A 24,594-nucleotide genomic window follows, 5' to 3' on the forward strand; every position below is an offset into this window, starting at 1 on the left:
ACGGCATGGCGGCCAGGGCGGCCGCGCACGACAGCGACGGTTCCTTCCCCGCCGAGGACTTCGCCGGGCTGCGCGCGGCGGGGCTCCTGGGCTTCCTCGTCCCCACCCGGCTGGGCGGGATGGGCAGGTCCTTCGCCGACTACGCCGCCCTCGCCTACGAACTGGGCCGCGGGAACGGCGCCACCGCGCTGATCCTGAACATGCACGCCGCCATCACCGGCGTCCTGGCCCTCACCCCCGACGAGATCGCCGAGGAGCTCGGCGCGCCCGAGGAGTGGTTCCCCCGCCGCGACGAGATCCTGCGCTCGGCGGCCGAGGGGAAGCTGTACGCGGTGGCGATGAGCGAGCGCGGGACCGGCGCGCGGCTGTCGGCGATGTCGTCCCGCTACTTCCCCGAGGACGGCGGGTACCGCGTCAAGGGCAGCAAGTCCTTCGTGTCGGGCTCCGGGCACGCCGACGGCTACCTCGTCGCGGCCAAATCCGCCGCGGGTGAGGTCTCGCAGTTCCTCGTCCCCGCCGGGGAGGGCGTCACCGTCCACCCCACCTGGGACGCGATGGGCATGCGCGCCACCGGCTCCAACGACGTCGACTTCGACGTGCGGGTACCCGCCTCGGCGCTCCTCGGCGGCATCGAGGGCCTGGCGCTGCTGGCCACCGAGGTCTCCCCCCACTGGATGGTCGCCTCCTACGCCGCCGTCTACGTCGGCGTGGCCCGCGCGGCCGTGGACGCCGCCGTCGCCCACGCCACCGAGCGCAACCTGCGCGGGCTGGCCAACGTCCGCAGCCGCGTCGGCCGCGCCGACGCCGCCGTGTCCGCCGCCTACGCCACCGTCATGGAGGCCGCCCGCCGCGTCGACGCCGGCGACCCCGAATCACCCCGCTGGGTGTGGCGCGCGAAGCTCCTCGCCGGCGACACCGCCGCCCAGGTAGCCGCCTCGATGCTGGAGGCCGCCGGGGCCTCGGCCATCCGCCGCGGCAGCGACCTCGAACGCCTCTACCGCGACGCCCGCTGCGGCGCCCTCCAGCCCGCCACCTCCGACGTGTGCGCCGACTGGCTCGGCGTGGCCGCCCTCGGCGGCGACCCCTACCGCGAGGGCTCGGGCCCCCGATGGTGAACGCCGTCCTCGCCGGGATCGGCGTCGTCACCCCGCCGCCCCAGCTCCAGCAGGACCTGTGGGACGGGTACTTCAAGGCCTACACCGGCGGCTCCGCGCGCGCCGAGCGTGTCTTCGCCAACTCCGGCGTCCACACCCGCCACGGCGTCATCAACCCCCTCATCGAGGACATCTCCGAGTGGTCCACCGGCCGCCGCATGCGCCGCTACGAGGAGGAGTCGCTGCCCCTGGGCAAGGAGGCCCTCACCCGCGCGCTCGCCGAGTCCGGCGTCGACGCCACCGACCTCGGGCTCCTCGTGGTGGTGTCCTGCACCGGCTACGCCACGCCCGGGCTCGACATCCGGCTGGCCGCCGCGCTGTCCACGTCCGCCGACATGCAGCGCATGGTCATCGGGCACATGGGCTGCTACGCCGCCATCCCCGCCCTGCGCACCGCCGCCGACTACGTCGCCCAGCACCGCAGGCCCGCCGCGATCCTGTGCGTGGAGCTCACCAGCCTGCACCTCCAGCCCGCCACCGACGACCTCGGGCAGGCGGTGGCGCATTCGCTGTTCAGCGACGCCGCCGCGGCCGCCGTGCTCGTCCCCGGCGGTCCCGGACTCGCCGTCCGCAACGTCGCCTCTCGCACCGACACCGCGCACGCCGACGACATGACCTGGCACGTCACCGACCACGGTTTCCGCATGGGACTCGCCTCACGCGTCCCCCTGGTGCTGGCCCGCCACGCGGCCGACGCCGTCCGCGCCCTCGTCGAACCCGCCGGGCGCGACCTGTCCGACGCCCGCGCGTACGCCGTCCACCCCGGCGGCCCGCGTATCCTGGACGTCGTGGGCAAGGCCCTCGCCCTGTCCGCGAACGGCCTCGACGCGTCCCGCGCGACGCTGGCCGAACACGGCAATTGCTCATCGGCGACAGTACTGATGGTGATCGATCGGTTGCGCCGTGACAATCCTGAAGTGGATGACATCGTGGCGATGTCTTTCGGTCCGGGACTGACTTTGTACTCGGCGCTCTTGACGTCCGGTTGAGGCATTTCGGTCACCCGGGCGCACGCCGGGCAGCGATCGTCACGGATCGTTCGAATACCAACGCGTCGCGTGGGAGAATTCGCTCACATGCCGCTTGAGCTGCGAAAACACGATCACTTGAGGTCGTGGAATACGGGAACCCCGTGTTACCCTAGTCATAGCGAAAGGGGTTCCGATCCTATGGGTTTCAGTGTCGGCGAGACCGTTGTCTACCCCCACCACGGGGCCGCACTCATCGAAGCGATCGAGACGCGCACGATTAGGGGCGTCGAGCAGGAGTATCTCGTCCTCCGAGTCGAGCAGGGCGACCTGACCGTACGCGTTCCGGCCACGTCGCTGGAAATCGTCGGTGTCCGCGAAGTGGTCGGCGCCGAGGGCCTTGGCAAGGTCTTCGACGTCCTGCGCGCTCCGCACACCGAGGAGCCAACGAACTGGTCGCGCAGGTACAAGGCCAACCTCGAAAAGCTCGCCTCGGGCAACCCGCTCAAGGTGGCCGAGGTCGTCCGTGACCTGTGGCGTCGCGAGCGTGAGCGCGGTCTGTCGGCGGGCGAGAAGCGCATGCTCGCCAAGGCCCGCGACATCCTGGTCGGCGAGGTCGCCCTCGCCGAGAGCAGCACGAAGGACGACGCGGAAGTCCTCCTCGACAAGGTGCTGTCCGGCAACTAGCCACACCTACCCCGACACCCGACGACCCCACCGGCCGCCAGCCACGGCCGCATCGGTCGCCGAAGCGTCGGAGTCCACGGCTAGAGCAGCGCCGAGCGGGACGAGTGAGACAACGAGACAACAGGCCGAAGCGGACCGCCAGCCAGCGGGCCCGGTGAGGTAGCGGTCACAGCGGTACGAGTACAGGTACGAGTACTGGCGCACGAGGTACATATCGATGTCATGAGGGCGGCCTTCGGGTCGCCCTCATTGCGTGTGGGGGCCTCGCGGGGTGGGGAGGACGCGATGAACTGGCACATCCGCCACCTGCCCGCAGGCTCATCCCCGCACGTGCGGGGCCGACACGCTCCGCCGCAACGGCCGCCACATGATCACGGGCTCATCCCCGCACGCGCGGGGCCGACGTCACCAACGGCTACGCCTTGGACCTGATGACGGGCTCATCCCCGCACGCGCGGGGCCGACACTTCCCGACCTGGGCTTCCGCCCGGCCGAACGCTGATTCTCATTCAGTTGCATTCAGCAACCGCGACCGGCTCCCACGATCGGGTCGAGGCCGTCCGTCCACCGCCAGGTTAAGCACCGAGCGAGCGGCACGGCAACCGTCACGACGAGCGCGCACCATCCACCACAGCCGTAGGGACCGGAGTCAGCGTGCGCTCGCAGCCCACGCCTGTGCCCACGTCGCCTTAGAGGCGGCCGGGCAGCCGAAGTCCGCGCCATCGGCTTCGGGTGGCGCATGAATCACGCTCATCCGCCAGGATCCGGCCAGATCGGCCCGATCCTGGCGAGAGTTATCCACAATTGACCCGTTATCCACAGGCTGTGGATTCAGCCGTTTGGCACCCTTCGCGTAGGGCCGGTTACGTTCGCCCCAGCGGGGCGGGCTCTGGGCCCCCACCAATAAGAGGCGCGCGAAAGTCGCTCATGCCGCCTGCCCGCCTGCCCCTGCCCGGCCCTGCCCTGCCCTGCCCAGCCCGGCCTACCTGGCCTGGCCTGCCTACCTGCTCTGCCTGCTCTGCCTGCCTGCCTGCCTGCCCGGCCCTGCCCTGCCCAGCCCGGCCTACCTGGCCTGGCCTGCCTACCTGCTCTGCCTGCTCTGCCTGCCTGCCTGCCTGCCCGGCCTGCCTACCTGGCCTGGCCTGGCCTGCTCTGCTCGGCATACCTGGCCTGGCCTGCTCTGCTCGGCATACCTGGCCTGGCTGCCCTGGCTGGCTGGCTGGCTGGCACCACACCGGCGTCGGCACGGCATCCACACCGGCTCGCATCCTGCCACCCATCACCCGAAGCCCGGTCCGGCGACTTCACCCCGGGTGCCTTGCGGCCCGTGGCGCACCCAGCCCACAACCCACTGCCTGCAAGCCATCGCCCAGACCAGCGACCTCACTCCCGGCACACTGCGGCCCGAGGTAGACCCAGCACGCAACCTCCATGCGCAAACCCTCCCCCAGCCGGCAACCTCACCCCCGGCACTCTGCGGCCCGAGGCGTACCCGCCACGCCCCACCCACCACCCAGACCAGCGACTTCCCCCAGCGCAGTACGTCCCGAGGTAGACCACGCCCAACCCGCCATCCGGGCCAGCGGGTCAGGCGCGGCACGGGCGCCTTCCGGCGGTCGGCTGGCGGCTCCTGCGCGGCGTGAACGACCAACCGGCGATCGAGAGGCCACCGTCGCGCGGCACGCACCCATCCGGCAATGGGCGGCGGCTCCAGTGCGGCACGGGCGACCGGTGGCCCGGCGGTGGCTTCGGCGTGGCGCGTCCGTGTGCCCGTGTGCCCGTCCGTGCGCCGGGCGGTCGAGGGACGGTTTGCGCGGCCGGTGCGTCCGATGTCCTCTGTCGCGCTCCTCGTCCCGCTCGGCCGCCGCGCTGTCCGCTGGGCCGTCCTGCCCGCGTCCCGAGTGTCCGGCCCCCGGGCCCGCGACCCGCTGCGTCCCCAAGGCCGACCGCCGCTCCCTGCTCGCCGGGTCCTACGCCTCCGTCGCGTCCACCACGTCCACGTGCGCCGGCGCGAACGCGCTCAGTTGCGCGAGCTGGGCCGAGGGGGTGTCGGCGAAGTCGCGGGATCTGACCGCGAGGTCGAAGTCGGCGAGCATGCCGCCGGTGAGGTGCAGCGCTTCGCGGAGCACGATCCGGTCGCCGTAGCCGGGCCGGTCGCCCAGGCGTCCCTGGTGGCCGTCGCAGGCGATCAGGAGGTACGTCCGCCCTTTCGCCGCCGTGTACACCGCGACCTGCTCGATGTGCACCCACGGGAGGACGAGGGTCCGCAGGGCGCCGGGGCGCACGATCAGGCCGAAGTGGTTGACCTCCAGCTTCGGCAGGCGCATGAGGCGGTAGGCGTAGGGGATGGTCCCGGCGATGAGGACGCCGGCCACGAACGCCTCGGCGTGCCGGAGCGGGTTGGGGACGCCGGTGTCCAGCATGTCCGGCTCCATCGCGAACAGGTACCTGGTGAGCGCGAGGATCGCCGCCGCGAGCACGAGGTAGGCGAGCAGCCGGAGCACGTGGCGCCAGGGGAACCTCCGGCGGAGGCGCACGCGCGCCTCTCCGCGTGCGCGGGGGCGGGGGGTGGTGGTCATGGGCGGCCTCCTCTCTTCGCTGTCGCCGGGGTCGGGCTCGTGCGGCTCGCGCCGGTCGGGATCGTGCCGGACGGGCCGGGGCCGATCCGTTCGGGGCCGATCCGCTCGGGGCCGGTCCCGCCGGGGGCGATCCGGCTTGGACGGGACCCGCTCGGGCCGATCGGCTCGGTGCTGGTCGGGCCGGTCGGGGTCAAGCCGGTCTGGGTCGGGCCGGAGTTGATCGGGCTGAAGCTGGTCGGGTTGGTCTCGGTGGGGCTGGTTCCGGTCGGGCCGGAGGTGGTTGGAATGGAGCCGGTCGGGATGGAGCCGGCCGGGCTGCCACTGGTCTCGCTGGAACCGTCCCGCCGCCCGGTTTCCCGGAGCCCGGTCGGCCGAGTCCCGATCCTCCGGGTCCCGATCCTCCAAGACCCGGCCCCCCGAGGCACGGCTCCCCCGGGCGCCTCCCCCTACGGCGTGGTCCCCCGCGTCGTTCTCTCCCTGTCCGCGGGGTGCCGCCGCGTCGGTTCCGGGCCCGGTGGTGGGCGCGTCCGTATTCATCGTCTCCGGCGTCATCGCGTCCAGCATCGTCGTATCGGACGGTCCGCGCCCGGGGTCGGCTCCCGCGTCATCCCGTCGGGCGGTCTTCGGGAGATCGCCCCCACTTCAGCGCCATCGGTCCCCCGTGCGTCACACCTGTCGTGCCGTCCCTTCCCCTCCTCGTATCGCTCAAGGTGCCTGAATCGTTACCCAACCGGCGAGCGCGCCACGAAGATCCACACGGCGCCCGCTCTCTCAGCGTCCGTAGACTGGTGACGTTTCAGCAGGAGTGGAGGCTTCCAGTGCCCATCGACCGGGACGATCCGCTGCGCGCGACCTTGGCGTTGATGGCGCCGGGGACGGTGCTGCGCGACGGCTTGGAGCGCATTCTGCGCGGCAACACCGGCGGGCTGATCGTGCTCGGCTACGACAAGACGGTCGAATCGATCTGCACCGGCGGTTTTTCGCTGGACGTGGAGTTCTCCGCGACGCGTCTGCGCGAGCTGTGCAAGATGGACGGCGCCGTCGTGCTCACCAACGACGGCACGCGCATCGTGCGCGCGGCCGTGCATCTCATGCCCGACTCGTCGATCCACTCGGAGGAGTCGGGGACGCGGCACCGCACCGCCGAGCGCGTGGCGAAGCAGTCCGGCTACCCGGTGATCTCGGTGAGCCAGTCGATGCGCATCATCGGGCTCTACGTGAACGGGCGCAGGCACGTCCTGGATGATTCGGCGGCGATCCTGTCGCGCGCGAACCAGGCCCTGGCGACGCTGGAGCGGTACAAGCAGCGTTTCGACGAGGTGTCCGGCACGCTGTCGGCGCTGGAGATCGAGGACCTGGTGACGGTCCGCGACGCGATGACGGTCATCCAGCGGCTGGAGATGGTCCGCCGCATCGCCGATGAGATCGAGGGCTACGTCATCGAGCTCGGCACGGACGGGCGGCTGCTCGCGTTGCAGCTCGACGAGCTGCTCGCCGGGGTGGACGAGGAGCGCACCCTCGTCATCCGCGACTACCTGCCGAACGGTTTCGACAAGAAGCACCTCACCGAGGGCCTGGAGGCCCTCGACGAGATCTCTCCGGCGGAGCTGCTGGACCTGGGCGCGGTCACGCGCGCGCTCGGCTACCCGACGACGGCGGAGTCCTACGAGACGTCGGTGTCGCCGCGCGGCTTCCGGCTCCTCGGCAAGGTCCCGCGCCTGCCCGGCGCGGTGGTGGACCGGATCGTGGAGCATTTCGGCGGCCTTCAGGCTCTGCTCTCGGCGACCGTGGAGGACCTCCAGGCCGTCGAGGGCGTGGGCGACGCCCGCGCGCGCTCGGTGCGCGAGGGACTGTCGCGGCTGGCGGAATCGTCGATCCTGGAACGCTACGTCTGACCCGGTGTCGAGTGGGCGGACGCGGGTGGCGGCGGCCGGAGGCCCGGATGCCAGGAGGAGTCACCCCGCGGACGGGATGACCCCCTGACATAGGGATCTGATGACCGTCAACTCCCCACCTCTCGTAGAACCGCGGGCACCCGGCGGGCGGGCGCGGGCGGCTCCGTTCCACTGTGGACAGTAGATGGGACGGGCCACCCCGGTGACGGCGGGGCGGAACGGGCCCGATGGGTGGGACCGGCGGCGGCACGAGAGCGCGGGACGGGACGGCGGCGGGGAGAGCCGACGACCCGGACGCGCGGGGAGGCATCGCGGGATGCACGGCCGGACGGCTCATGGCGGAGGTTGAGGCCGTGGAGGCCGAAGCGGGCGTGCGGGCACCCGGCGACCGCCACGAGAGGCACCGCACGGCGGCACCGGGAGGCGCGCGGCGACTCCGGCGGGGCACGTGGCGCGATGTCGGGTGATGGGAAACAGGTGAGCCGGACTGACACCAAGCCGGACTGACACCAAGCCGGACCTCGACCCGCGCCAGGTCGCGTGACCTGAGCGATCGGCACCAGATCGGACACATGAGCCCCCGGGCCGGGTACGCGTTCTCTCGACGATCGGGCAGGTGGCGATGCACCGCCAGAGCGCACGAAGCACATCGCGACTCAGCGGGGACGCACGCTCCCACGCCACCCCACACCGCGACGAAGACAACGCATGCCGCGCCCGCTGCCATCACGCGACGACCAGCGGGCCACGGCGTCTGTCATGGCCGCGATGGCCGCGATGACCGCGGTGGGCATGGCGGGCGTGACGGGCGTGGTGTGTACCCACGCACGCAGGGCGCCACGGCCCCACTTCCCGGCCGAGCCCCAGGGCCAGCTCGAAGTCGAGGCCAAGGCCAGCGGTAACGCCGAGAGTGAGGGTGAGGTCAGGTTCGGTCGGAGCCGGGGGGGAGATCGGGTCTGGGCCCTCGGGCCAGGGGCAGGCCGAGTCGGGCTCAGGCCAGGTCGGGGACAGGCCGGGACGAGATCGGTCGGGTCGGTGTCGAGCCAAGGCCGGTCGGGTCGGGGACAGGCCGGGACGAGATCGGTCGGGTCAGGGTCGAGATCGGGCCAAGGTCACTCGGGTCGGAGATAGGCCGGGATGGGATCGAGATCGCCATCAGGGCGGAGCCGAGGTCGGACTGTGGCCGGGCCAAGGCCGGTCGGGTCGGGGACAGGCCGGGTCGGGGCGGGATCGAGATCGCCGTCAGGGCCGGAGCCGAGGTCGGGCCACAGCCAGGGCCGGGAGCCCGGCCAGTCGGGCCAGTCGGGCCAGTCGGGCCAGTCGGGCCAGTCGGGCCAGTCGGGCCAGTCGGTCGAGCATGAGCGATCCGCGGTCACGCCATCAGCGCCGCCCTGGCCCGCCGGGAGTCAGATCGCCCACCTCACCGGACCGGCAGGCGTACCCCGCGAGTTCTTCGACCGGCTCGTGACCGGTCATCCGAGCTCACCGGGCCAACCGCACTGAGCCGCGCTGGACCATGCCGAGCCGCCCTGAGTCCCCCAGGGCCGTACTGGGCCTAACCGGGCCGCGAATGGGCCACGCGCGGGCCACCCTGAGCCGAGTGTGCCTCGCGCCTCCACCCCTCCCCCTCCCGATCCCCCGCACCGGGTCGGCGGATCTCTCCGATCACGCCGTCCCGGTCCGTGTGCCCCGTCCCGCCCGGCACCGTGCCCAGCTCGCGCGGCCTCGCGGTGGTCACACCGACCAGGGCGGGATGACTTCCTTCCCACCGGCCTGGGCCTTGACGCCTGCGGTGGTGATGGCGGTCAGGACGGCCGGCTCGGTGGTGGGGTTGTCGATGTGGGTGGGGGTGTTGGCGGTGATGACGAAGGCGTCGCCGGGTTCGAGGTCGAAGGACTCCCCGCCGAGCCAGGCGGTCACGCGGCCGGACTGGACGATGAAGATCTCTTCGCGGTCGACGGTGTGGTCGACGCCGACGCTCTCGGGCGCGAGGGTGGTGATCCAGACCGCCAGCTCTTTGGTGCCGCGGGAGGGCACGGCGAGGCTCAGGGCGGAGGTGGTGCCGATAGCGTGGTTCTTGGCGTCCGAAGGGGACAGTCGCACGGTGACTCCTCTAAGGTTGGTCAATCAGGTTGACCATAAGGTACATCAACTTGACCACTTTGTCGAGCCGGGAAGAATCGGGAGGTCAGATGGCCTACGGGGACCTGCCAGGGCACATGTCGATGGCGTTTCGGGCGGCGATGGACCGGGTGCACGCCAAGCTCGCCGAGCTCGGTTACGGGGACGTCCGTCCCGCGCACGGCTTCGTCTTTCAGCTGCTCTCGCACACGAACGGGTCGACGGCCGTGGAGATCGCCGCGCATCTGGGCGTCACGAAGCAGGCGGCGACGCAGTTGCTGGCCGAGCTGGAGACGAAGGGGTACATCCGGCGGGAGGGGCATCCGCTGGACCGGCGGGCGCGGCTGGTGAGCCTGACCGAGCGGGGGTGGCACTGCGTCTCGGCGGTGGTGAACGAGTGGCGGGCGATCGAGGACGACTGGGCCGCGCTGGTCGGCGCCGAGCGGCTCGACGTGGTCCGGGACGCCGTGTGCGCGATCGTCGCCGACGCGAGCTCGAAGGGGCAGGTGACGATGAAGCCGCTGTGGTGAGCGGCTTCAGAGAGCCCCCCGGCAAGCCCTCGCACCCCACGAACGGTGGGCGCCCCTCCCCGCGTATGCGACCATGGCCCGATGAGTGGCCCGATGACCCGACCGTACGCACCGCGTCCGCGCTGGTGGGTGGACGTGGCGGCCGTCCTGTTCTGCCTGGCCTTCGTGGCCGGGCTGATGCTGCTGCTGTCGGAGGTCACCTGGGCGGTGCGGATGGACGTGGCCATCCGCGACTGGGTCGATTCGCATCGACCAGCGCCGATGTTCTGGCTGGCGCGGATCCTGAACTTCCTCGGGCAGGGGACGCCGCTGGCGGTCCTGACGGGCCTGGCCGCCGCGTATCTCGCCTACCGGAAGAAGACGATCCGGCCGCTCGTCGTCTTCGTCGCCGCGTACTTCGCGGTGGGCGGGGTGATCGGCCCGATCAAGCTGTGGACGGACCGCTACGCCCCCCACACGCTGCCCGGCACCGAAAAGCTCGGGCCGCCGTATCCCACCGTCGAGCAGTCGGACTTCTTCCAGTTCGACAAGGCCATGTCGTTCCCCTCGGGCCACACGGTCAACGCGGTGGTCTGGTACGCGCTGCTGCTGGCGTTCCTGGTGCCGCTGTTCCCGAAACTCGACCGGTACCGCCTGTGGATCCGGCTGGTCCCGCCGGTGATCGTCACGTGGTCGATGACCTACCTGGCGTTCCACTGGTTCACCGACGTCCTGGCGGGGCTGGCGCTGGGCATCATCATCGAGCGCGTCTTCTTCCGGCTGCCGTGGGAGCGGGTGCCGCTTCCGGCGCGGCTGGAGAGGCGCGAGGGATGACCGTTCTCCTCGCCGACGTCGGCAGTGTCCTGTTCCGCTTCGACCCGGCGCCGCGCCTGGCCGAGCTGTCCCGCCGCACCGGCCTGGCGCCGGAGGTGATCCACGAGCGGGTCTTCGCGTCCGGTTTCGAAACCGCGTGCGAAGAAGGACGCCACACGCCCGCCGAGATCCGCGCCTGGCTGGCCGGGCACCTGGGCCTGGACGAGGACGTGGCGGCCGTCAGCCGCATCTGGACCAGCGCGTTCACCCCCGACGAGGACGTCATCGCCGCGCTGCGGGGACGAGGCCTGCCGCTGGCGATCTTCTCCAACAACGGGCCCCTGTTCGCCGACTTCTTCGACGAGCGCTTCCCCGAGGTCGCCGCGCTGTTCCCGCGCCGGTTCTGGGCCTGCGGGCTGGGCCTGCGCAAACCCGACCCGGCGGCCTTCGACAAGGTCACGGCGGCCCTGAAGGACGAGATTTTCTTCGTCGACGACAACCCGGACAACACGCGCGAGGCGCGCCGTAAGGGCTGGCGCGCGCACACGTTCACCACCGTCGCGGCTCTGGAAGACGCGCTCGCGGAGCTGTAGCCTCCCGGCATGACGCACTTCGACGCCGTCGTCGTCGGCGCCGGCCACAACGGCCTGGTCGCCGCCGCCTACCTGGCCCGCGCCGGCAAGCGGGTCGCCGTCCTCGAACGGCGCCGGAACACCGGTGGCGCGGCGGTCTCCGCCGAGGTCTTCCCGGGTGTGGCCGCGCGCCTGTCGAAGTACTCCTACCTGGTGAGCCTGTTCCCGGACGCCATCGCGCGCGACCTGGGCGTCGACCTGCGCCTGGCGCGCCGCACGATCTCGTCCTACACCCCCGTGCCGGGTGGGGACGACGGCCTGCTCATCGGGGACGGCGGGGCGTCCATGGCGCGGCTGGCCCCCGGCGACGCGGAGGGCTGGGCGCGGCTCTACGGCCGCACCGCCGACCTTGCCAAGGCGGTGTTCGGGACGCTCACCGAGCCGCTGCGCAGCCGCGAGGACTTCCGCGCGCTCGTCGACCCGGGCACGTGGGAGGCGGTCTTCGAGCGGCCCCTGTCGGAGCTCATCGAGCGGGAGATCGCCGACGACCTGGTGCGCGGCGTCGTCCTCACCGACGGACTGATCGGCACCTTCGCCACCGCCGACGACGCCTCGCTGGCGCAGAACCGCTGCTTCCTGTACCACGTGATCGGGCGCGGCACCGGCGACTGGGACGTGCCGATCGGCGGCATGGGCGCGGTCACCGGGCAGCTCGCGGCACGGGCGGCCGAGTACGGCGCGAGCCTGACCACCGGCGCCGAGGTCACCGCGATCGAGACGGACGGCCGTCACGCGCGCGTCCACTACCGCACCCGCGACGGCGAGCACGTCCTGGACGCCGCGCAGGTCCTGGTCAACGCCTCGCCCACGGAGCTGGCCGCGCTGCTCGGGGAGACCCCCGAGCCGGTCGAGGGCGCGCAGCTGAAGGTGAACATGCTGCTCAAGCGGCTGCCGAGGCTGCGCGGCGGCGTCGCTCCGGCCGACGCGTTCGCCGGGACGTTCCACGTGAACGAGACCTACTCGCAGCTGGCGGCGGCCCACGCCGAGGTCGCCGGGGGGCGTGTCCCGTCGCTGCCGCCGTGCGAGATCTACTGCCACTCGCTGTCCGACCCGTCGATTCTGGGACCGGGGCTGCGCGCCTCGGGCGCGCAGACGCTCACCCTGTTCGGGCTGCACATGCCGCACCGGCTGTTCGAGCGCGACAACGAGGCGACCCGCGAGGCGGCGCTGGCGGCGACGCTGCGGTCGCTGAACTCGGTGCTGGCCGAGCCGATCGAGGACGTCCTGTACCGCGACGCCGAGGGCCGCCCGTGCGTCGAGGCGCACTCCACGGCCGATCTGGAGCGCGAGCTGCGGCTGCCCGGCGGCAACATCTTCCACCGCCCGCTGGCCTGGCCCTTCGCCGAGGACGGCGACGGCCGGTGGGGTGTGGAGACCGCCCACGCGAACGTGTTCGTGTGCGGGGCCGGGGCCAAGCGCGGCGGCGGGGTGTCGGGCGTCCCGGGTCACAACGCTGCGATGGCGGCGCTGGGACGCTAGTCGAGCGCGAAGACCACCAGCGCCAGCAGCCCGCCGAGCAGGACGGCGCGGGCCACGAGCACCGCGATGCGCAGGGTCTTGTCCTCGTGGTGGACGCGGTGGGGAGGCGTCAGTGTTGCCATGTCACCGAGTGTGCGGCGGGGCGGGTGCCGCGGCCAGGATCTTGACGCGTCCTTGACACCTTCTGAGGACATAGCAGTGGGCCACTGACACCTACCGTCAGCGCCACCCACCTGAGAAGTGGCCTGGACGCGCGCGGCTCGGCGGGCTTAGGCTGCCGCGTCCGTCATCGAAGGAGCCCCATGGCCACCACCCCGTCCCCGCGCACGTGGCTGCCCGCGTTCGCCGTCCTCGCCCTGGTCTGGGGCAACAGCTTCCTGTTCATCAAGGTCGCCGTCGCCGACCTGCACCCGTTCCAGCTCACCCTCATCCGGGTGGTGGTGGGCGCGCTGACGATGCTCGCGATCATCCTGGTGACCCGCGACAGGCTGCCGCGCGGCTGGAAGCTGTGGGGGCACTTCTTCGCCGCCTCGACGGTGATGAGCACGATCCCGTTCACGCTGTTCGGCTACGGGGAGACGCAGGTGTCCTCGGTGCTGGCCGCGATCTGGAACGCGACCACGCCGCTGTGCACGCTGCTGTTCACCCTGGTCCTGCTCAAGGGCGAGCGCCCCAGCGCCGGGCGGATCGGCGGGCTGGTCCTGGGTTTCCTCGGGGTGATGGTGGTGCTCGGGGTGTGGCGGCCGATGGCGGGCGGGGCGATCATGGGCAGCCTCGCGTGCTTCATCGCCGCCGCCAGCTACGGGCTGGGCGGGGTGTACATGCGCAAGTTCCTCTCCGACCGGCCGGAGTCGGGGGTGGCCCTGTCGTTCGGGCAGCTGGTGGCGGCGACCGCGCAGATCCTGGTGATCGCGCCGATCATGGGCGTCTCGCCGGTGCCGACGCAGGCGGTGGAGCCGAAGGCGTGGGCGAGTGTGCTGGCGCTGGGCGCGCTGGGCACCGGGCTGGCCTACATGCTGATGTACCGCACGGTCCGGATCGTGGGTGTGACCACGATGTCGACGGTCACTTATCTGCTGCCGGTGGTGGCGGGGGTGACGGGGGTGGCGCTGCTCGGGGAGCACATCTCGTGGAATCAGCCGGTGGGCGCGCTGGTGGTGCTGGCGGCGATCGCCCTGACGCAGGGCCGCTTCACGAAGAAGAGGGCCGAATCCCCTGTCGCGGCGGGCGTGGACTGACAGGATCGGGGCCATGGACGACAAGCTCCGGGCCTGGTGGTCGGCCCGCCAGTGGCTGCCCGCGCCCGGCGCGGCCGTTCCCGCCGAGGTGCTGGCCACGACGGGGTGGGCGCGCTCGGTGGGCGGGGCGAACCCGTACGTCGAGCTGTTCGCCCGCGGCCGCCTGGGCCGGTCCACTGTGGACGAGGCGGTGGCGGCACTGGAGATCCACGAGCTGCCCTCGGCGCGCGGCTGCACCTACGTCCTGCCCGCCTGCGACTTCAACCTCGGCCTGACGTTGTCGCGCCCGGCGGCCCGGGCGCCGCTGCGGGTCCTGGCGCGGCTGGGCGTCGGGGAGGCCGAGGTGGAGCGGCTGTGCGGTGAGGTGCTGGCCGTGCTGGACGGCGCGGGCGCCCCGATGAGCCCGGCCGAGCTGCGCGAGGCGCTGGGCGACGCCGTCCGCAACCTGGGCGAGGAGGGCCGCAAGAAGGGCGAGTCGACCACGCTGCCGACCGCGCTGGGGCTGCTCCAGTCGCACGGCGAGATCCGGCGCGTGCCGGAGGGCGGGCGTCTCGATCGGCAGCGCTACTCCTACATCCGCTGGAGCGGCGTGGAAGCGGTGGCGAACGCGGCCGAGCGCGTCGCCCGCCGCTACTTCACCTGGGCGGGACCCGCGAGCCTGTCGCAGTTCCGCTGGTTCACCGCCTTCGGCGTCAAGGAGGCCAAGGCGGCCGTGGCGGACCTGGACCTGGTCGACGTCGGCGGCGGGCTGCTCATGCTCCCCGGGGACGCCGCCGCGTTCGCCGATTTCACGCCACCGCCGAACCCCGCGTACTCCCTGGTCTGCTGGATCGACGGCCTGGTACTGCTCCGCCGCGACCTGGCGTCCCTTGTGGACCCCGCCGACGCGGCCAATGAGATCCTCGGCAAGCCCATCGGCGGCCTGTCGGACCTGGCCACGCAGGCCATCGTCGATCGCGGGCGGATCGTGGGACTGTGGGAGTACGACCCCGAGGCGGGCGCGATCGTCTGGTGCTCCTTCGTTCCGGCCACCGACGCCCTGCGCGAGACGGTCGCGGCCACCGAGGCGTTCGTTCGCGCCGAGCTGGGTGATCTGCGCGGTTCCAGCCTGGACAGCCCGGCCTCCCGGCGCCCGCGCATCGAGGCGATCGAAAGGCTGGCCCGCGCCGGTCGCAGCCGGTAGCCTCCCCCGGCATGACCACCCCGCGCATCACGGCCGTCGTCTCCACCGACCTGTTCACCGGCACCGCGGACGATCCCCGCCAGATCCTGCGGGTCGCCCTCGACGGGGCCCGCGAGGGGCTCACCCTCGCCGTCGCCGGACGCGGCGTGCGCGGCACCGCCACCGTCCCGCCCGGCGCCACCGAGGTCGAGGTCCCGATCGAGTTCACCGGCCCGGACAACGATGTCATCGTCACCCTCCACGACGACGGCACCGAACTCGCCCGCGCCGAGTCCACAGTGGAGCGGCACGAGCCCGGCTGGACGATGCACCTGGTCTCGCACTTCCACTACGACCCCGTCTGGTGGAACACCCAGGCCGCCTACACCAGCCCATGGGAGTTCCTGGCCGGGGACGGCTCGACGCGCCCCCTGTGGTCCGGCAACGGCTTCGCGCTCGTCGAGGCGCACATGGACCTCGCGCTGCGCGACCCGCTGTACAAGTTCGTGCTCGCCGAGATCGACTACCTCAAGCCGTTCTTCGACACCCACCCCGAGCGCCGCGCCGACCTCGCCCGGCTCCTGGCGACCGGACAGGCCGAGCTGCTCGGCGGCACCTATAACGAGCCGAACACCAACCTCACCGGACTGGAGACCACCGTCCGCAACATCGCCTACGGCGTGGGATACCAGCGCGGCATCCTCGGCGGCGATCCCCGCACCGCCTGGCAGCTGGACGTCTTCGGGCACGATCCGCAGTTCCCCGGCCTGCTCGCCGACGCCGGGCTGACCGGCTCGGCCTGGGCGCGCGGCCCGTTCCACCAGTGGGGGCCGATGCTGAAGAACTACGGCGAGGCCGGCGGCGACGCCTCGGTCATGCAGTTCGACAGCGAATTCGAGTGGATCTCGCCCTCCGGCAAGGGCGTGCTGACCCACTACATGCCCAACCACTACTCGGCCGGGTGGCGGATGGACTCGGCGTCCACATTGGCCGATGCCGAACGCCAGACCTACGAGCTGTACGCGGCCCTGAAACCGGTGGCGGCCACGAAGAACATCCTGCTGCCGGTCGGCACCGACTACACCCCGCCGAACAAGTGGGTGACGGCGATCCAGCGCGACTGGAACTCCCGCTACCTGTGGCCGCGGTTCGTGTGCGCGACCCCGCGCGACTTCCTGGACGCCGTGCGCGCCGAACTCGCCGAACGCGGCATGGCGGCGTCCCCGCAGTCGCGGGACATGAACCCGGTCTACACCGGCAAGGACGTCTCCTACATCGACACCAAGCAGGCGCAGCGGGCCGCCGAGACCGCCGCCACCGACGCCGAGAAGCTGGCGGTGCTGGCCGGGATCCTCGGCGGGCACGGGTATCCGCACGCGGCGATGGACAAGGTGTGGCGGCAGCTGGCCTACGGCGCCCACCACGACGCGATCACCGGCTCGGAGTCCGATCAGGTCTACATCGACCTGCTCACCGGCTGGCGCGAGGCGCACGACCTGGCCGCCGGGGTCCGCGACGCGGCCCTGGACGCCCTGGTGGGCCACGTCGCGGCGGAGGGCGTGGTCGTGGTGAACACCCTGGCCTTCGAGCGCGACGGACTGGTCCGGCTGCCGGTCGCCTCGTCCACAGTGGGCGTCGCGGACGGAGAGACGCCGGTGCCCTCGGCGGTGCTGGACGGGCACCTGGTGTTCCTGGCCACGGGCGTGCCGTCGATGGGCTGGAAGACCTTCACCCTCACCGAGGGCGGCGACGGCGGATGGACGCCGGCCGAGGGCACCGGCATCGAGAACGAGCACTACGCGGTGTGCGCCGACCCCGGCCGCGGCGGCGGACTGTCCAGTGTTGTCGAGAAGGCCGCGAAGCGCGAACTGCTGCGCGAGGGCGGTCTCGGCAACGAGCTGCGCGTCTACGAGGAGTACCCGACGCACCCGCACTTCGGCGAGGGCCCCTGGCACCTGCTGCCCGCCGGTCCCGTCCGCTCCTCGGGCGAGACGGAGGCGGTGGTGCGCAAGGAGGTCTCGGCCCTCGGCGAGCGCCTGGTCGTGCGGGGCCGGGTGGAGGACGTGGACTACGAGCAGACGGTGACGCTGCTGCGCGGCCACGACCGGGTCGATCTGCGCACCCGGGTCCTGGACTTCACCGGCGCCGACCGGCTGCTGCGGGTGAGGTTCGCCTGTGATCTGCCGGGCGCGCTGCCGGTGTCGGAGGTGGCGGGCGCGGCGATCGGGCGCGGGTTCGCGCTGCCCGATGTGGACAGTGCCGGGGCGCCGTGGACGCTGGACAATCCGGCGAACACGTGGTTCGGGCTGTCCTCGGCGCTGTGGGTGGATCTGGGCGAGGGCGGTTTCCGCTCGGTGGGGGTGGTGGAGATCGTGGCCCCGGAGGGCGAGCCGGGGGTCCGGGATCTGGTGGTGGAGCTGGCGCGGCTGGGTGTGACGGCGACGGTGACGCGCCCGGAGGGGCCGCGTTACGGGTGGCTGCACGTGGATTCGAATCTGCCGGACACCCGGATCGTGCTGGGCGGCCCGGAGCGGAACGCGGTGGCGGCGGAGCTACTGGCGGGGGTGGCGGGCGTCGGGGGTCTCATGTGGATTCCGGCGGAGCGGCCGCTGACGGAGGTGTGGCGGCCGAACGCCGATCTGCGGGACCTGCGGGCGCTGCCGGCGTTGCTCGCGGCGGACGTCCCCGCGCTGCTGGACGAGCTGGACGAGCAGCGCGGCCGCAACCGCCCGGCCGAGATCCGCGCGGCCTGCGTCCTGGCGCCGCCGGAGGGCGAGCCGGTGGTGCGCGAGTGCCGCACGGTCGCGCTGCTCACCTACGGCCTGCCGGGTTTCGCGGTGGACGCCACGGGCGCGCTGCACGCGTCGCTGATGCGCTCGTGCACGGGCTGGCCTTCGGGGGTGTGGATCGATCCGCCGCGCCGGACCGCGCCGGACGGCTCGGGGTTCCAGTTGCAGCACTGGACGCACGAGTTCGACTACGCGCTGGTCTCCGGTGGCGGCGACTGGCGGGAGCTGCGGCTGTCGGCGCAGGGTCAGGAGTTCTCCACGCCGCTGCACGCGCGCATGTCGACCGGTGGGGGTGGGCTGCCGGGCGTCCACTCGATGCTGCGGATCGAGCCGGAGCGGGACGTGCTGCTGACCGCGCTCAAGCCCGCCGGGCACGCGATCGCCTTCGGTGAGTCCCCTGTGGACGGCGAGGTGGCGCTGCGGCTGTCGGAGGCCAGCGGGCTCGGGCAGATCGTGTCGGTGGACTTCGGTGATCTGCGCTGCGCCGATCTGCTGGAGCGGCCCGGCGAGCCCGCCGATGAGCAATTCGTACTGGAGGGGCACGAGATCGCCACGTTCGTCGCGTCCGTGCCACCGGCTCCGGGTCCGGTGCTGGGCGCCGACGCCGAGGTCGCCCAACCGGTCTACGCGCGCTACTGGCTGCACAACCGGGGTCCGGCGCCGATGGGCTACCAGCCGCTCGGGCTGGCGGTGTCCCCGGCGCTGCTCACCGTAGAGCCGGGGCAGGACGTCGCGCTGGAGGTGCGGGTGTCCTCGCAGCGCACCGACGCGACGGTCGCCGGGCACGTCACGGTGGTCTCGCCGTGGCGCGACGACGATCTCGACGTCTACGAGCTGCCGCCGCGCGGGCACGTCGTCCAGCGCTTGGAAATGCGAGTGCCCGATGACCTGGCCGAGGGCGTCTACTTCATCCGGGCCCGCGCCTTCGACGGCCGCCACGAGATCGAGGACGTGGTGACGGTGGTGTGCGGCGAGTCGCCGGTGCTGCCCGTGGGCGACCCGGTGAAGGAGTGGAAGGACTCCGCCCAGGGCACCACGGCGGCCGAGGCGCGAGCGACCGGGCTGACGACGACGCTGCTCACGCCGTCCCTGGACCTGGTCGCGGGCGGTGCGGGCGAGCTGCGGCTGCGGCTGGAGAACGGCTGCGAGAGCGCGATCTCCGCCGAGTTGCAGCTGGCCTCGCCGTGGGGCACGTGGGAGCTGTTCCCGCGGGCGGTGCTGGGCGCGTCGGTCGAGCCCGGGCACGAGACCGAGGTGGCCTTCCCCGTGCACGTGCCGCCCGACGCCCGCCCGGGTCATTACTGGGCGATGGTGAAGGTCATGTGGTTCGGGCGCGTCGCCTACACCGAGGCCGTGCGGGTCGAGGTCAGGCGAGCATGACGCCGGTGACCGCTCCCGCCAGCTGAACCGCCAGGCCGCCCAGCCCGAACCACACGGGCGGGCGGCGGCGGTTCACGATCCAGCCGCCGAGGGTGAGCAGGAGGCCCAGGACCGCCGGGATCGCCAGCACCGCGCCCAGCCGCTCGCGTCCCTCGTCGGTGCAGAACAGGCCCGGGGCGTCCTGGTGGCAGCCGCCCTCGGTGCCGTCGAGGAGCAGGCCGAGGGAGAGGGTGAGACCCGTCCAGGCGGCGGCGCAGAGGTTGATGAGCACGGTGACGGCGACGTGCGGTACCGAGGCGGGCTTGGGCATCAGCGCACGGTAGCGGCCACTGGCAAACCGGATCTACCCTCGGCCGCATGGTGTACCCACGTCCCCCTCGCCCCCCGGTCTCGGGCGGCCGTCTCGCCTGGGCGATCGTGTGCCTGGCCATCGCGGTGCCCGGCGCGGCGATGCTGACGATGGTCGGCATCCTCGCGCCGATGTCCTCCGACGGGTGCGGCACCACCGCCGACGGGTTCATCTGCACGGTGGCCGGGCAGTGGACGATCCTGCTGGTACCCCTCGCCATGGCGGGGGTGGCGCTGCTGGCGCCGATCATCGGGCTGGCGGTGCGCGCCCGGCGGCCCTCACCGATCCCCGGCGCGCTGGCACTGCTGGCGCTGGTCATCGGCTTCGGCACCATCTGGGCCATCGCCGCCACCGCCCGCTAACGCGACGAGAGGTACACGCCCAGGCACGCGCCGGCCAGCTGGACCGCGATCGCCACCCAGCCCAGCCGTCCCCGCGTGACCAGGACGAGCGCCACCCCGCCCACCGCGGTCAGCACGAACGGCGCGGCGATGAGCAGCAGCCCGCCGGTGGAGCACATGAGCGCTCCCCCGCCGCCCCGGCACACCGCCGGGGACAGCAGCGCGATGAACCCCGCCCAGCAGACCGCGGCGACGGCGCCGATGACCGACAGCGCGGTGAGGACCGGACGGGTCACCCGAAGACCCGGAAGACCACGCCGACGATGACGAACAGTGACAGGCACTGCGCGGCGACGCCCGCCGCACCGAGCCACACCGACATCGGCCGACGGCGGGTGAGGACCCCGGCGAGGGCCATCGCGAACCCGCCGATCCCGGTCACCGCCAGGACCGCGCCCATGCCGGCCGACTCGGTGTAGTCGCAGGTGAGCGTCGGATGGTCGCAGCGCATTCCGTCGCCGACGTACAGGCCGAGGGCGAGCAGGCCCGCGAGGGCCAGCGCCAGGACCGACACGATGAGCAGGGCCCACACGGCGGCGGTGCGCCCACCGGACGGGCGGACGCGAGTTAAGGGGGTGGCCATGCGTCACCCTACTTCGCGCTAGCCTCCGCCCATGCCTCTCGCGTACCTGGACGGCGTCCCCCTGCCGATCGCCCTGCTCGACGAGCGCGTCGCGCGCCTGCGCGAGGGCCCGCGCGCCGCCGCGCTGCCCGTCCCCGGGTCGGCCGAGGACCGGCAGCTGCGCCGGTGGGTGGCGCAGGTCATCGTCACCGAGCGGCTGTGCGAGGCGTCCTTCGGCGGCGGGACGTCCCTGGCGCGGCTGGACCCGGTCGCGGCGGTCGAGCTGGGCTCCATCAACGCCGCCGCCTACGAGGGCAGCGCGGCGGTGCGGGCGGCGTTCGAACACGTCGCCGCGTCCACGGCCGCCGACCACGCCCAGGCCGAGGCCTACCTCGCCGCCACCGCGCACCGTCCTGAGCCACCCACCTGGGACGACGCCGTCGCGCACGTCCGCGACGCCGCCGCCCGGCGCGCGTTCGTGATCTGGCTCGACGGGGAGCGCGAGCGGCGCGTCCGCCTGGTCGCGGGACTGGAGCACCCGGGCGACCCCGGGCAGCCCGACAACCACCACCGGCATTGACGCGGGTCACAGTTCACACGGGTTGACACCGCCCGCCTGAGCGCCATGGGGCACCTGCCCGGAGATACCCTGTATCGGTGAACCTGAGACTGCATGACACCGGCACCCGTTCGGTGCGCGACTTCACGCCGCGCGTTTCCGGATCGGTCGGCGTCTACCTGTGTGGTCTCACCGTGCAGTCACCGCCGCACATAGGCCACCTGCGGTCGGGCGTGAACAACGACGTCCTGCGCCGCTGGCTCACCTACAACGGCATGGACGTCTCATTCGTCCGCAACATCACCGACATCGACGACAAGATCCTGGCCAAGGCCCTGGAGCAGGACCGGCCGTACTGGACGATCGCCTACGCCAACGAGCGCCTGCTCGCCGCCGACTACGCCGCCCTGAACGTCCTGGAGCCCACCTACGAGCCGCGCGCCACCGGGCACATCCCCGAGATGATGACGCTCATCACCGAGCTCATCGAGAAGGGGCACGCCTACCAGGCCGCCGACGGCTCCGGCGACGTGTACTTCGACGTGCTCTCCTTCGGCGAGTACGGGAAGCTGTCGGGCCAGCGCGTCGACCACATGCAGGCCGCGGCCGACGGGCCGGTGCGCGCCAAGCGCGACCCGCGCGACTTCGCGCTGTGGAAGGGCCCCAAGGACACCGAGCCGCAGAACGCGTACTGGGACACCCGGTACGGGCGCGGGCGGCCCGGCTGGCACCTGGAGTGCTCGGCGATGGCCCGCCGCTACCTCGGCGACACCTTCGACATCCACGGCGGCGGCGTCGACCTCGTCTTCCCGCACCACGAGAACGAGGTCGCCCAGTCGCGGGCGGCCGGGCTCGGCTTCGCGCGCTACTGGGTCCACAACGCGATGGTGAACCTCGGCAACGAGAAGATGAGCAAGTCCGTCGGCAACGTCATCGACCTGGACTCGCTGCGGGCCTTCGTGCGTCCCATCGAGGTCCGCTACTACCTCGCCGTCCCCCACTACCGTTCGGTGATCGAGTACTCCGAGGACGCCCTGCGCGACTCGGCGGCCGGTTTCCGGCGCATCGAGGGCTTCGTGCAGCGCGCCGCCGAACGCGTCGGCGCCGACGACATCCGGCCCGACCTGGGCGCGCTCGCGCCCGAGTTCGAGGCCGCCCTCAACGACGACCTGAACACCTCCGGCGCGATGGCGGCCGTGCACGACGCCGTCCGCGAGGGGAACACCGCCTGCGACGCCGGTGACGTCAAGCTCCTGACGTCCACGGCGGCCTCCGTACGACGCATGCTGGACATCTTCGGCCTCGACCCGCTGGCTCCCCAGTGGACGAAGGCCGGTGGCGGCGACGACCTGCGGTCCACTCTGGACGCGCTGGTCGCCTTGACCCTGGAACAGCGGCAGGCCGCCCGCTCCCGCCGCGATTACGCCACCTCCGACATGCTCCGCGACCAGCTCACGGCCGCGGGCGTGCAGGTCGAGGACACGCCACACGGTCCACGATGGACGTACGAAACCACGAAAGGCAACTGATGGCCGGCAATTCACAGCGTCGCGGGCGACGCACCACCGCCAAGAAGGGCCCCGCACAGGGCTCGGGCGGTCAGGGCAAGAAGGCCCTGGAAGGCCGCGGCAAGACTCTCGGCGCGCAGGACCGGCCCTGGCACAAGGAGTACACCGGCGAGGACAAGCCGAAGAAGACCCGCCGCAAGCAGGAGCGCGTCCGCCGCGAGGCGGCCGCCGAAGGCCGCGTGTCCCACATCGGCAAGTCCGCGCCGACGCGCCAGCCGATCCGCCGCAAGGACCCCGACACGCCCGAGGTCCTCGTCGGCCGCAACCCGGTCGTGGAGGCTCTGCGCGGCGGCGTCCCCGCCACCGCGCTGTACGTGGCGCGCGGCATCGAGATCGACGAGCGCGTCCGCGAGGCGATCCGGGTCGCCGGGAACAAGGGGATCGCGATCCTCGAAGTCTCCCGCGCCGAACTGGACCGCATGTGCAACAAGGCCCTCCACCAGGGCGTCGGCCTCCAGGTCCCCGCGTTCCATTACGAGCCCCTGGAGGACGTCCTCGCCATCGCCGACGAACAGGCCCCCGGCCTGCTGGTCGCCCTCGACGGCGTGACCGACCCCCGCAACCTCGGCGCGATCGTGCGGTCCGCGGCGGCCTTCGGCGCCCACGGCGTCTTCGTCCCCGAACGCCGCGCGGCCAGCGTCACCGCCACCGCCTGGCGCGCCTCCGCCGGCGCGGCGGCCCGCATGCCCATCGCCCGCGTGGTCAACATGACCCGCGCGCTCAAGCAGTGCCAGGAGGCCGGTTACCTCGTCATCGGCCTCGACGCCGACGGCGAACTGGAACTGCCGCAGCTGGAGGCGGCCGTCGAGCCCCTCGTCATCGTGGTGGGCTCCGAAGGCCGCGGGCTGTCCCGGCTCGTCGCCGAGACCTGCGACCTGCGCGTGTCGATCCCCATGGCCAACGCCGTGGAGTCGCTGAACGCGTCGGTGGCGGCGTCGGTGACGCTCGCCGAGGTGGCGCGGCGGCGCGCGGCACGGTTAGTCGCGGTGTGACGTGACGGCCCCCGGCGATGCGCCGGGGGCCGTTTTGGCAGGTGTGACACATGATCAGGTTTCCGACAGTTCATGACGATCACCACCGGTCGACTAGGCTCGTTATCCGGAGGTGATCGCAATGGCAGCGGTTTCGCAGGACATCGGCTGGGAGGCGGCCCTGCACCACCCGGGGCCGTGGACGGAAGAGGACTTCGACCGGCTTCCCGAGGGCCTGCGCGCGGAACTGCACTACGGAAGGCTCATCTTGACCCCCAGCGCCTCTAACAGCCACAACAACGCCGCTCGTCGGCTCGCGATGATCCTCGAAGAGTCCGTCGAGGAGACCGACCAGGTGGGCACCGACGTCGACGTACGCCTCGCCGACGGTGAGATCTACTACCGTCCCGACGCCTTCGTGCTTCGCACCCCCGCCAAGGGACGACCGCTGCCCGGCGAGGACCTGCTGCTGGTCGTCGAGGTCATTTCGCCGGGCGGGGGCAAAGAGTTCCGGCAGAAGATGGCCGACTACGCCGAGGCGGGAGTCCCGGCGTACCTCATCCTGAAAGAGGAGACGGCGGGTTTCGCCGCCACGCTGTACCTGCTTCGTGATGACGCCTACGTCCTCGCCGAGAAGGTCGCACCGGGCGGGGTTCTCGACCTTCGCGAACCGATCGAATGCTCGATCGACCTCGCTCGGCTGGAGGGCCGACGACGCACCTCCTGAGGGCTGGCCCCCACCCCCTAAAATCGACGCGCACCCCCACCCCTGGAGCGC

22 protein-coding genes are annotated in these 24,594 nt (G+C 72.2%); 16 read left to right on the plus strand and 6 right to left on the minus strand.

Annotated elements, in window-relative coordinates; translation table 11 throughout:
- Positions 1-5 precede the first annotated feature (5 nt).
- From QSK10_RS08505 to QSK10_RS08515, 3 genes are all read left to right on the plus strand, one after another.
- Positions 6-1,115: an acyl-CoA dehydrogenase family protein gene (locus QSK10_RS08505; protein ID WP_285662940.1), complete on the plus strand. Its 1,110-nt coding sequence runs from the start codon at positions 6-8 to the stop codon at positions 1,113-1,115.
- Entirely contained in the window at positions 1,109-2,143 is a 1,035-nt protein-coding gene (locus tag QSK10_RS08510) for a type III polyketide synthase (RefSeq protein WP_285662066.1), read from the plus strand. Before QSK10_RS08505 ends, QSK10_RS08510 begins: the two co-directional genes overlap by 7 nt.
- 180 nt (positions 2,144-2,323) lie before the next feature.
- On the plus strand, positions 2,324-2,809 hold the full coding sequence (locus QSK10_RS08515) for a CarD family transcriptional regulator (protein WP_285662067.1): 486 nt from the start codon (positions 2,324-2,326) through the stop codon (positions 2,807-2,809).
- Between the two features lie 1,970 nt (positions 2,810-4,779).
- Here QSK10_RS08515 and QSK10_RS08520 read toward each other — a convergent pair.
- Positions 4,780-5,388 (minus strand): hypothetical protein, encoded by a 609-nt coding sequence (locus QSK10_RS08520; RefSeq protein WP_285662068.1) that lies wholly within the window; start codon positions 5,386-5,388, stop codon positions 4,780-4,782.
- A 785-nt stretch (positions 5,389-6,173) separates the two neighbouring features.
- Here QSK10_RS08520 and disA point away from each other — a divergent pair.
- Complete coding sequence (disA, locus tag QSK10_RS08525; protein ID WP_285662941.1) at positions 6,174-7,283, plus strand: DNA integrity scanning diadenylate cyclase DisA; 1,110 nt, start codon at positions 6,174-6,176, stop codon at positions 7,281-7,283.
- A gap of 1,734 nt (positions 7,284-9,017) precedes the next feature.
- Here disA and QSK10_RS08530 read toward each other — a convergent pair.
- Positions 9,018-9,386, minus strand: coding sequence for a cupin domain-containing protein (locus QSK10_RS08530; RefSeq protein WP_285662069.1), 369 nt, complete (start codon positions 9,384-9,386; stop codon positions 9,018-9,020).
- An 89-nt stretch (positions 9,387-9,475) separates the two neighbouring features.
- On the opposite strand from QSK10_RS08530, the gene QSK10_RS08535 reads away from it, so the two are divergent.
- The 4 genes from QSK10_RS08535 to QSK10_RS08550 all read left to right on the plus strand — a co-directional run bounded on the left by QSK10_RS08535 (position 9,476) and on the right by QSK10_RS08550 (position 12,837).
- Entirely contained in the window at positions 9,476-9,934 is a 459-nt protein-coding gene (locus QSK10_RS08535) for a MarR family winged helix-turn-helix transcriptional regulator (protein ID WP_285662070.1), read from the plus strand.
- A 93-nt stretch (positions 9,935-10,027) separates the two neighbouring features.
- Positions 10,028-10,747, plus strand: coding sequence for a phosphatase PAP2 family protein (locus QSK10_RS08540; RefSeq protein WP_285662071.1), 720 nt, complete (start codon positions 10,028-10,030; stop codon positions 10,745-10,747).
- Entirely contained in the window at positions 10,744-11,319 is a 576-nt protein-coding gene (locus QSK10_RS08545) for an HAD family hydrolase (protein WP_285662072.1), read from the plus strand. The genes QSK10_RS08540 and QSK10_RS08545 overlap by 4 nt, the downstream gene beginning before the upstream one ends.
- Positions 11,320-11,328: 9 nt before the next feature.
- On the plus strand, positions 11,329-12,837 hold the full coding sequence (locus tag QSK10_RS08550; protein ID WP_285662073.1) for a phytoene desaturase family protein: 1,509 nt from the start codon (positions 11,329-11,331) through the stop codon (positions 12,835-12,837).
- Here QSK10_RS08550 and QSK10_RS08555 read toward each other — a convergent pair.
- The gene (locus tag QSK10_RS08555) at positions 12,834-12,959 is read right to left on the minus strand and encodes a hypothetical protein (protein ID WP_285662074.1); all 126 of its coding nucleotides are present in this window, start codon (positions 12,957-12,959) and stop codon (positions 12,834-12,836) included. The genes QSK10_RS08550 and QSK10_RS08555 overlap by 4 nt on opposite strands.
- Positions 12,960-13,139: 180 nt before the next feature.
- Here QSK10_RS08555 and QSK10_RS08560 point away from each other — a divergent pair, with 180 nt between their 5' ends.
- The 3 genes from QSK10_RS08560 to QSK10_RS08570 are packed head-to-tail and all read left to right on the plus strand — an operon-like array spanning position 13,140 to position 19,406.
- Positions 13,140-14,075, plus strand: coding sequence for a DMT family transporter (locus QSK10_RS08560; RefSeq protein ID WP_285662075.1), 936 nt, complete (start codon positions 13,140-13,142; stop codon positions 14,073-14,075).
- 13 nt (positions 14,076-14,088) lie between these two features.
- Positions 14,089-15,258 (plus strand): DNA glycosylase AlkZ-like family protein, encoded by a 1,170-nt coding sequence (locus tag QSK10_RS08565; RefSeq protein ID WP_285662076.1) that lies wholly within the window; start codon positions 14,089-14,091, stop codon positions 15,256-15,258.
- 11 nt (positions 15,259-15,269) lie between these two features.
- A complete protein-coding gene (locus QSK10_RS08570; protein ID WP_285662077.1) occupies positions 15,270-19,406 on the plus strand; it encodes a glycoside hydrolase family 38 N-terminal domain-containing protein in 4,137 nt (1,378 codons plus the stop codon).
- Here QSK10_RS08570 and QSK10_RS08575 read toward each other — a convergent pair.
- Positions 19,393-19,716 carry a hypothetical protein gene (locus tag QSK10_RS08575; RefSeq protein WP_285662078.1) on the minus strand — a complete coding sequence of 108 codons (324 nt, stop codon included), beginning with the start codon at positions 19,714-19,716 and terminating at the stop codon, positions 19,393-19,395. The two genes, QSK10_RS08570 and QSK10_RS08575, sit on opposite strands and share 14 nt — an antisense overlap.
- A 47-nt stretch (positions 19,717-19,763) precedes the next feature.
- Between QSK10_RS08575 and QSK10_RS08580 the strand changes: the two genes are divergently transcribed.
- Positions 19,764-20,117, plus strand: a complete 354-nt coding sequence (locus QSK10_RS08580) for a hypothetical protein (RefSeq protein WP_285662079.1) — start codon at positions 19,764-19,766, stop codon at positions 20,115-20,117.
- On the opposite strand, the gene QSK10_RS08585 is transcribed toward QSK10_RS08580, so the two are convergent.
- Positions 20,114-20,392: a hypothetical protein gene (locus QSK10_RS08585; RefSeq protein ID WP_285662080.1), complete on the minus strand. Its 279-nt coding sequence runs from the start codon at positions 20,390-20,392 to the stop codon at positions 20,114-20,116. The genes QSK10_RS08580 and QSK10_RS08585 overlap by 4 nt on opposite strands.
- Positions 20,389-20,739: a hypothetical protein gene (locus QSK10_RS08590; protein WP_285662081.1), complete on the minus strand. Its 351-nt coding sequence runs from the start codon at positions 20,737-20,739 to the stop codon at positions 20,389-20,391. The genes QSK10_RS08585 and QSK10_RS08590 overlap by 4 nt, the downstream gene beginning before the upstream one ends.
- A 31-nt stretch (positions 20,740-20,770) precedes the next feature.
- Here QSK10_RS08590 and QSK10_RS08595 point away from each other — a divergent pair, with 31 nt between their 5' ends.
- The 4 genes from QSK10_RS08595 (at position 20,771) to QSK10_RS08610 (ending at position 24,543) form a co-directional block, all read left to right on the plus strand.
- The gene (locus tag QSK10_RS08595; protein WP_285662082.1) at positions 20,771-21,298 is read left to right on the plus strand and encodes a DUF7158 domain-containing protein; all 528 of its coding nucleotides are present in this window, start codon (positions 20,771-20,773) and stop codon (positions 21,296-21,298) included.
- Between the two features lie 77 nt (positions 21,299-21,375).
- Complete coding sequence (cysS, locus tag QSK10_RS08600) at positions 21,376-22,806, plus strand: cysteine--tRNA ligase (RefSeq protein WP_285662083.1); 1,431 nt, start codon at positions 21,376-21,378, stop codon at positions 22,804-22,806.
- Complete coding sequence (rlmB, locus tag QSK10_RS08605; RefSeq protein ID WP_285662084.1) at positions 22,806-23,837, plus strand: 23S rRNA (guanosine(2251)-2'-O)-methyltransferase RlmB; 1,032 nt, start codon at positions 22,806-22,808, stop codon at positions 23,835-23,837. Before cysS ends, rlmB begins: the two co-directional genes overlap by 1 nt.
- Before the next feature lie 121 nt (positions 23,838-23,958).
- The gene (locus QSK10_RS08610; RefSeq protein WP_285662085.1) at positions 23,959-24,543 is read left to right on the plus strand and encodes a Uma2 family endonuclease; all 585 of its coding nucleotides are present in this window, start codon (positions 23,959-23,961) and stop codon (positions 24,541-24,543) included.
- Positions 24,544-24,594: the final 51 nt, after the last annotated feature.

The sequence above is a fragment of the Actinorhabdospora filicis genome, from assembly GCF_030269765.1.
In the GTDB taxonomy this organism is placed as follows: domain Bacteria; phylum Actinomycetota; class Actinomycetes; order Mycobacteriales; family Micromonosporaceae; genus Actinorhabdospora; species Actinorhabdospora filicis.

Excerpts from the sequence above, each read along its gene's own strand:
- rlmB (WP_285662084.1), top strand. The coding sequence starts at position 22,806 with ATGGCCGGCAATTCACAGCGTCGCGGGCGACGCACCACCGCCAAGAAG.
- QSK10_RS08505 (WP_285662940.1), top strand. The coding sequence starts at position 6 with ATGGCGGCCAGGGCGGCCGCGCACGACAGCGACGGTTCCTTCCCCGCC.
- QSK10_RS08535 (WP_285662070.1), top strand. The coding sequence starts at position 9,476 with ATGGCCTACGGGGACCTGCCAGGGCACATGTCGATGGCGTTTCGGGCG.
- QSK10_RS08555 (WP_285662074.1), bottom strand. The coding sequence starts at position 12,959 with ATGGCAACACTGACGCCTCCCCACCGCGTCCACCACGAGGACAAGACC.
- QSK10_RS08565 (WP_285662076.1), top strand. The coding sequence starts at position 14,089 with ATGGACGACAAGCTCCGGGCCTGGTGGTCGGCCCGCCAGTGGCTGCCC.
- QSK10_RS08540 (WP_285662071.1), top strand. The coding sequence starts at position 10,028 with ATGACCCGACCGTACGCACCGCGTCCGCGCTGGTGGGTGGACGTGGCG.
- QSK10_RS08545 (WP_285662072.1), top strand. The coding sequence starts at position 10,744 with ATGACCGTTCTCCTCGCCGACGTCGGCAGTGTCCTGTTCCGCTTCGAC.
- QSK10_RS08570 (WP_285662077.1), top strand. The coding sequence starts at position 15,270 with ATGACCACCCCGCGCATCACGGCCGTCGTCTCCACCGACCTGTTCACC.
- QSK10_RS08510 (WP_285662066.1), top strand. The coding sequence starts at position 1,109 with ATGGTGAACGCCGTCCTCGCCGGGATCGGCGTCGTCACCCCGCCGCCC.
- QSK10_RS08515 (WP_285662067.1), top strand. The coding sequence starts at position 2,324 with ATGGGTTTCAGTGTCGGCGAGACCGTTGTCTACCCCCACCACGGGGCC.
- QSK10_RS08580 (WP_285662079.1), top strand. The coding sequence starts at position 19,764 with ATGGTGTACCCACGTCCCCCTCGCCCCCCGGTCTCGGGCGGCCGTCTC.
- QSK10_RS08595 (WP_285662082.1), top strand. The coding sequence starts at position 20,771 with ATGCCTCTCGCGTACCTGGACGGCGTCCCCCTGCCGATCGCCCTGCTC.
- QSK10_RS08610 (WP_285662085.1), top strand. The coding sequence starts at position 23,959 with ATGGCAGCGGTTTCGCAGGACATCGGCTGGGAGGCGGCCCTGCACCAC.
- QSK10_RS08560 (WP_285662075.1), top strand. The coding sequence starts at position 13,140 with ATGGCCACCACCCCGTCCCCGCGCACGTGGCTGCCCGCGTTCGCCGTC.
- QSK10_RS08575 (WP_285662078.1), bottom strand. The coding sequence starts at position 19,716 with ATGCCCAAGCCCGCCTCGGTACCGCACGTCGCCGTCACCGTGCTCATC.
- QSK10_RS08590 (WP_285662081.1), bottom strand. The coding sequence starts at position 20,739 with ATGGCCACCCCCTTAACTCGCGTCCGCCCGTCCGGTGGGCGCACCGCC.
- QSK10_RS08550 (WP_285662073.1), top strand. The coding sequence starts at position 11,329 with ATGACGCACTTCGACGCCGTCGTCGTCGGCGCCGGCCACAACGGCCTG.
- QSK10_RS08520 (WP_285662068.1), bottom strand. The coding sequence starts at position 5,388 with ATGACCACCACCCCCCGCCCCCGCGCACGCGGAGAGGCGCGCGTGCGC.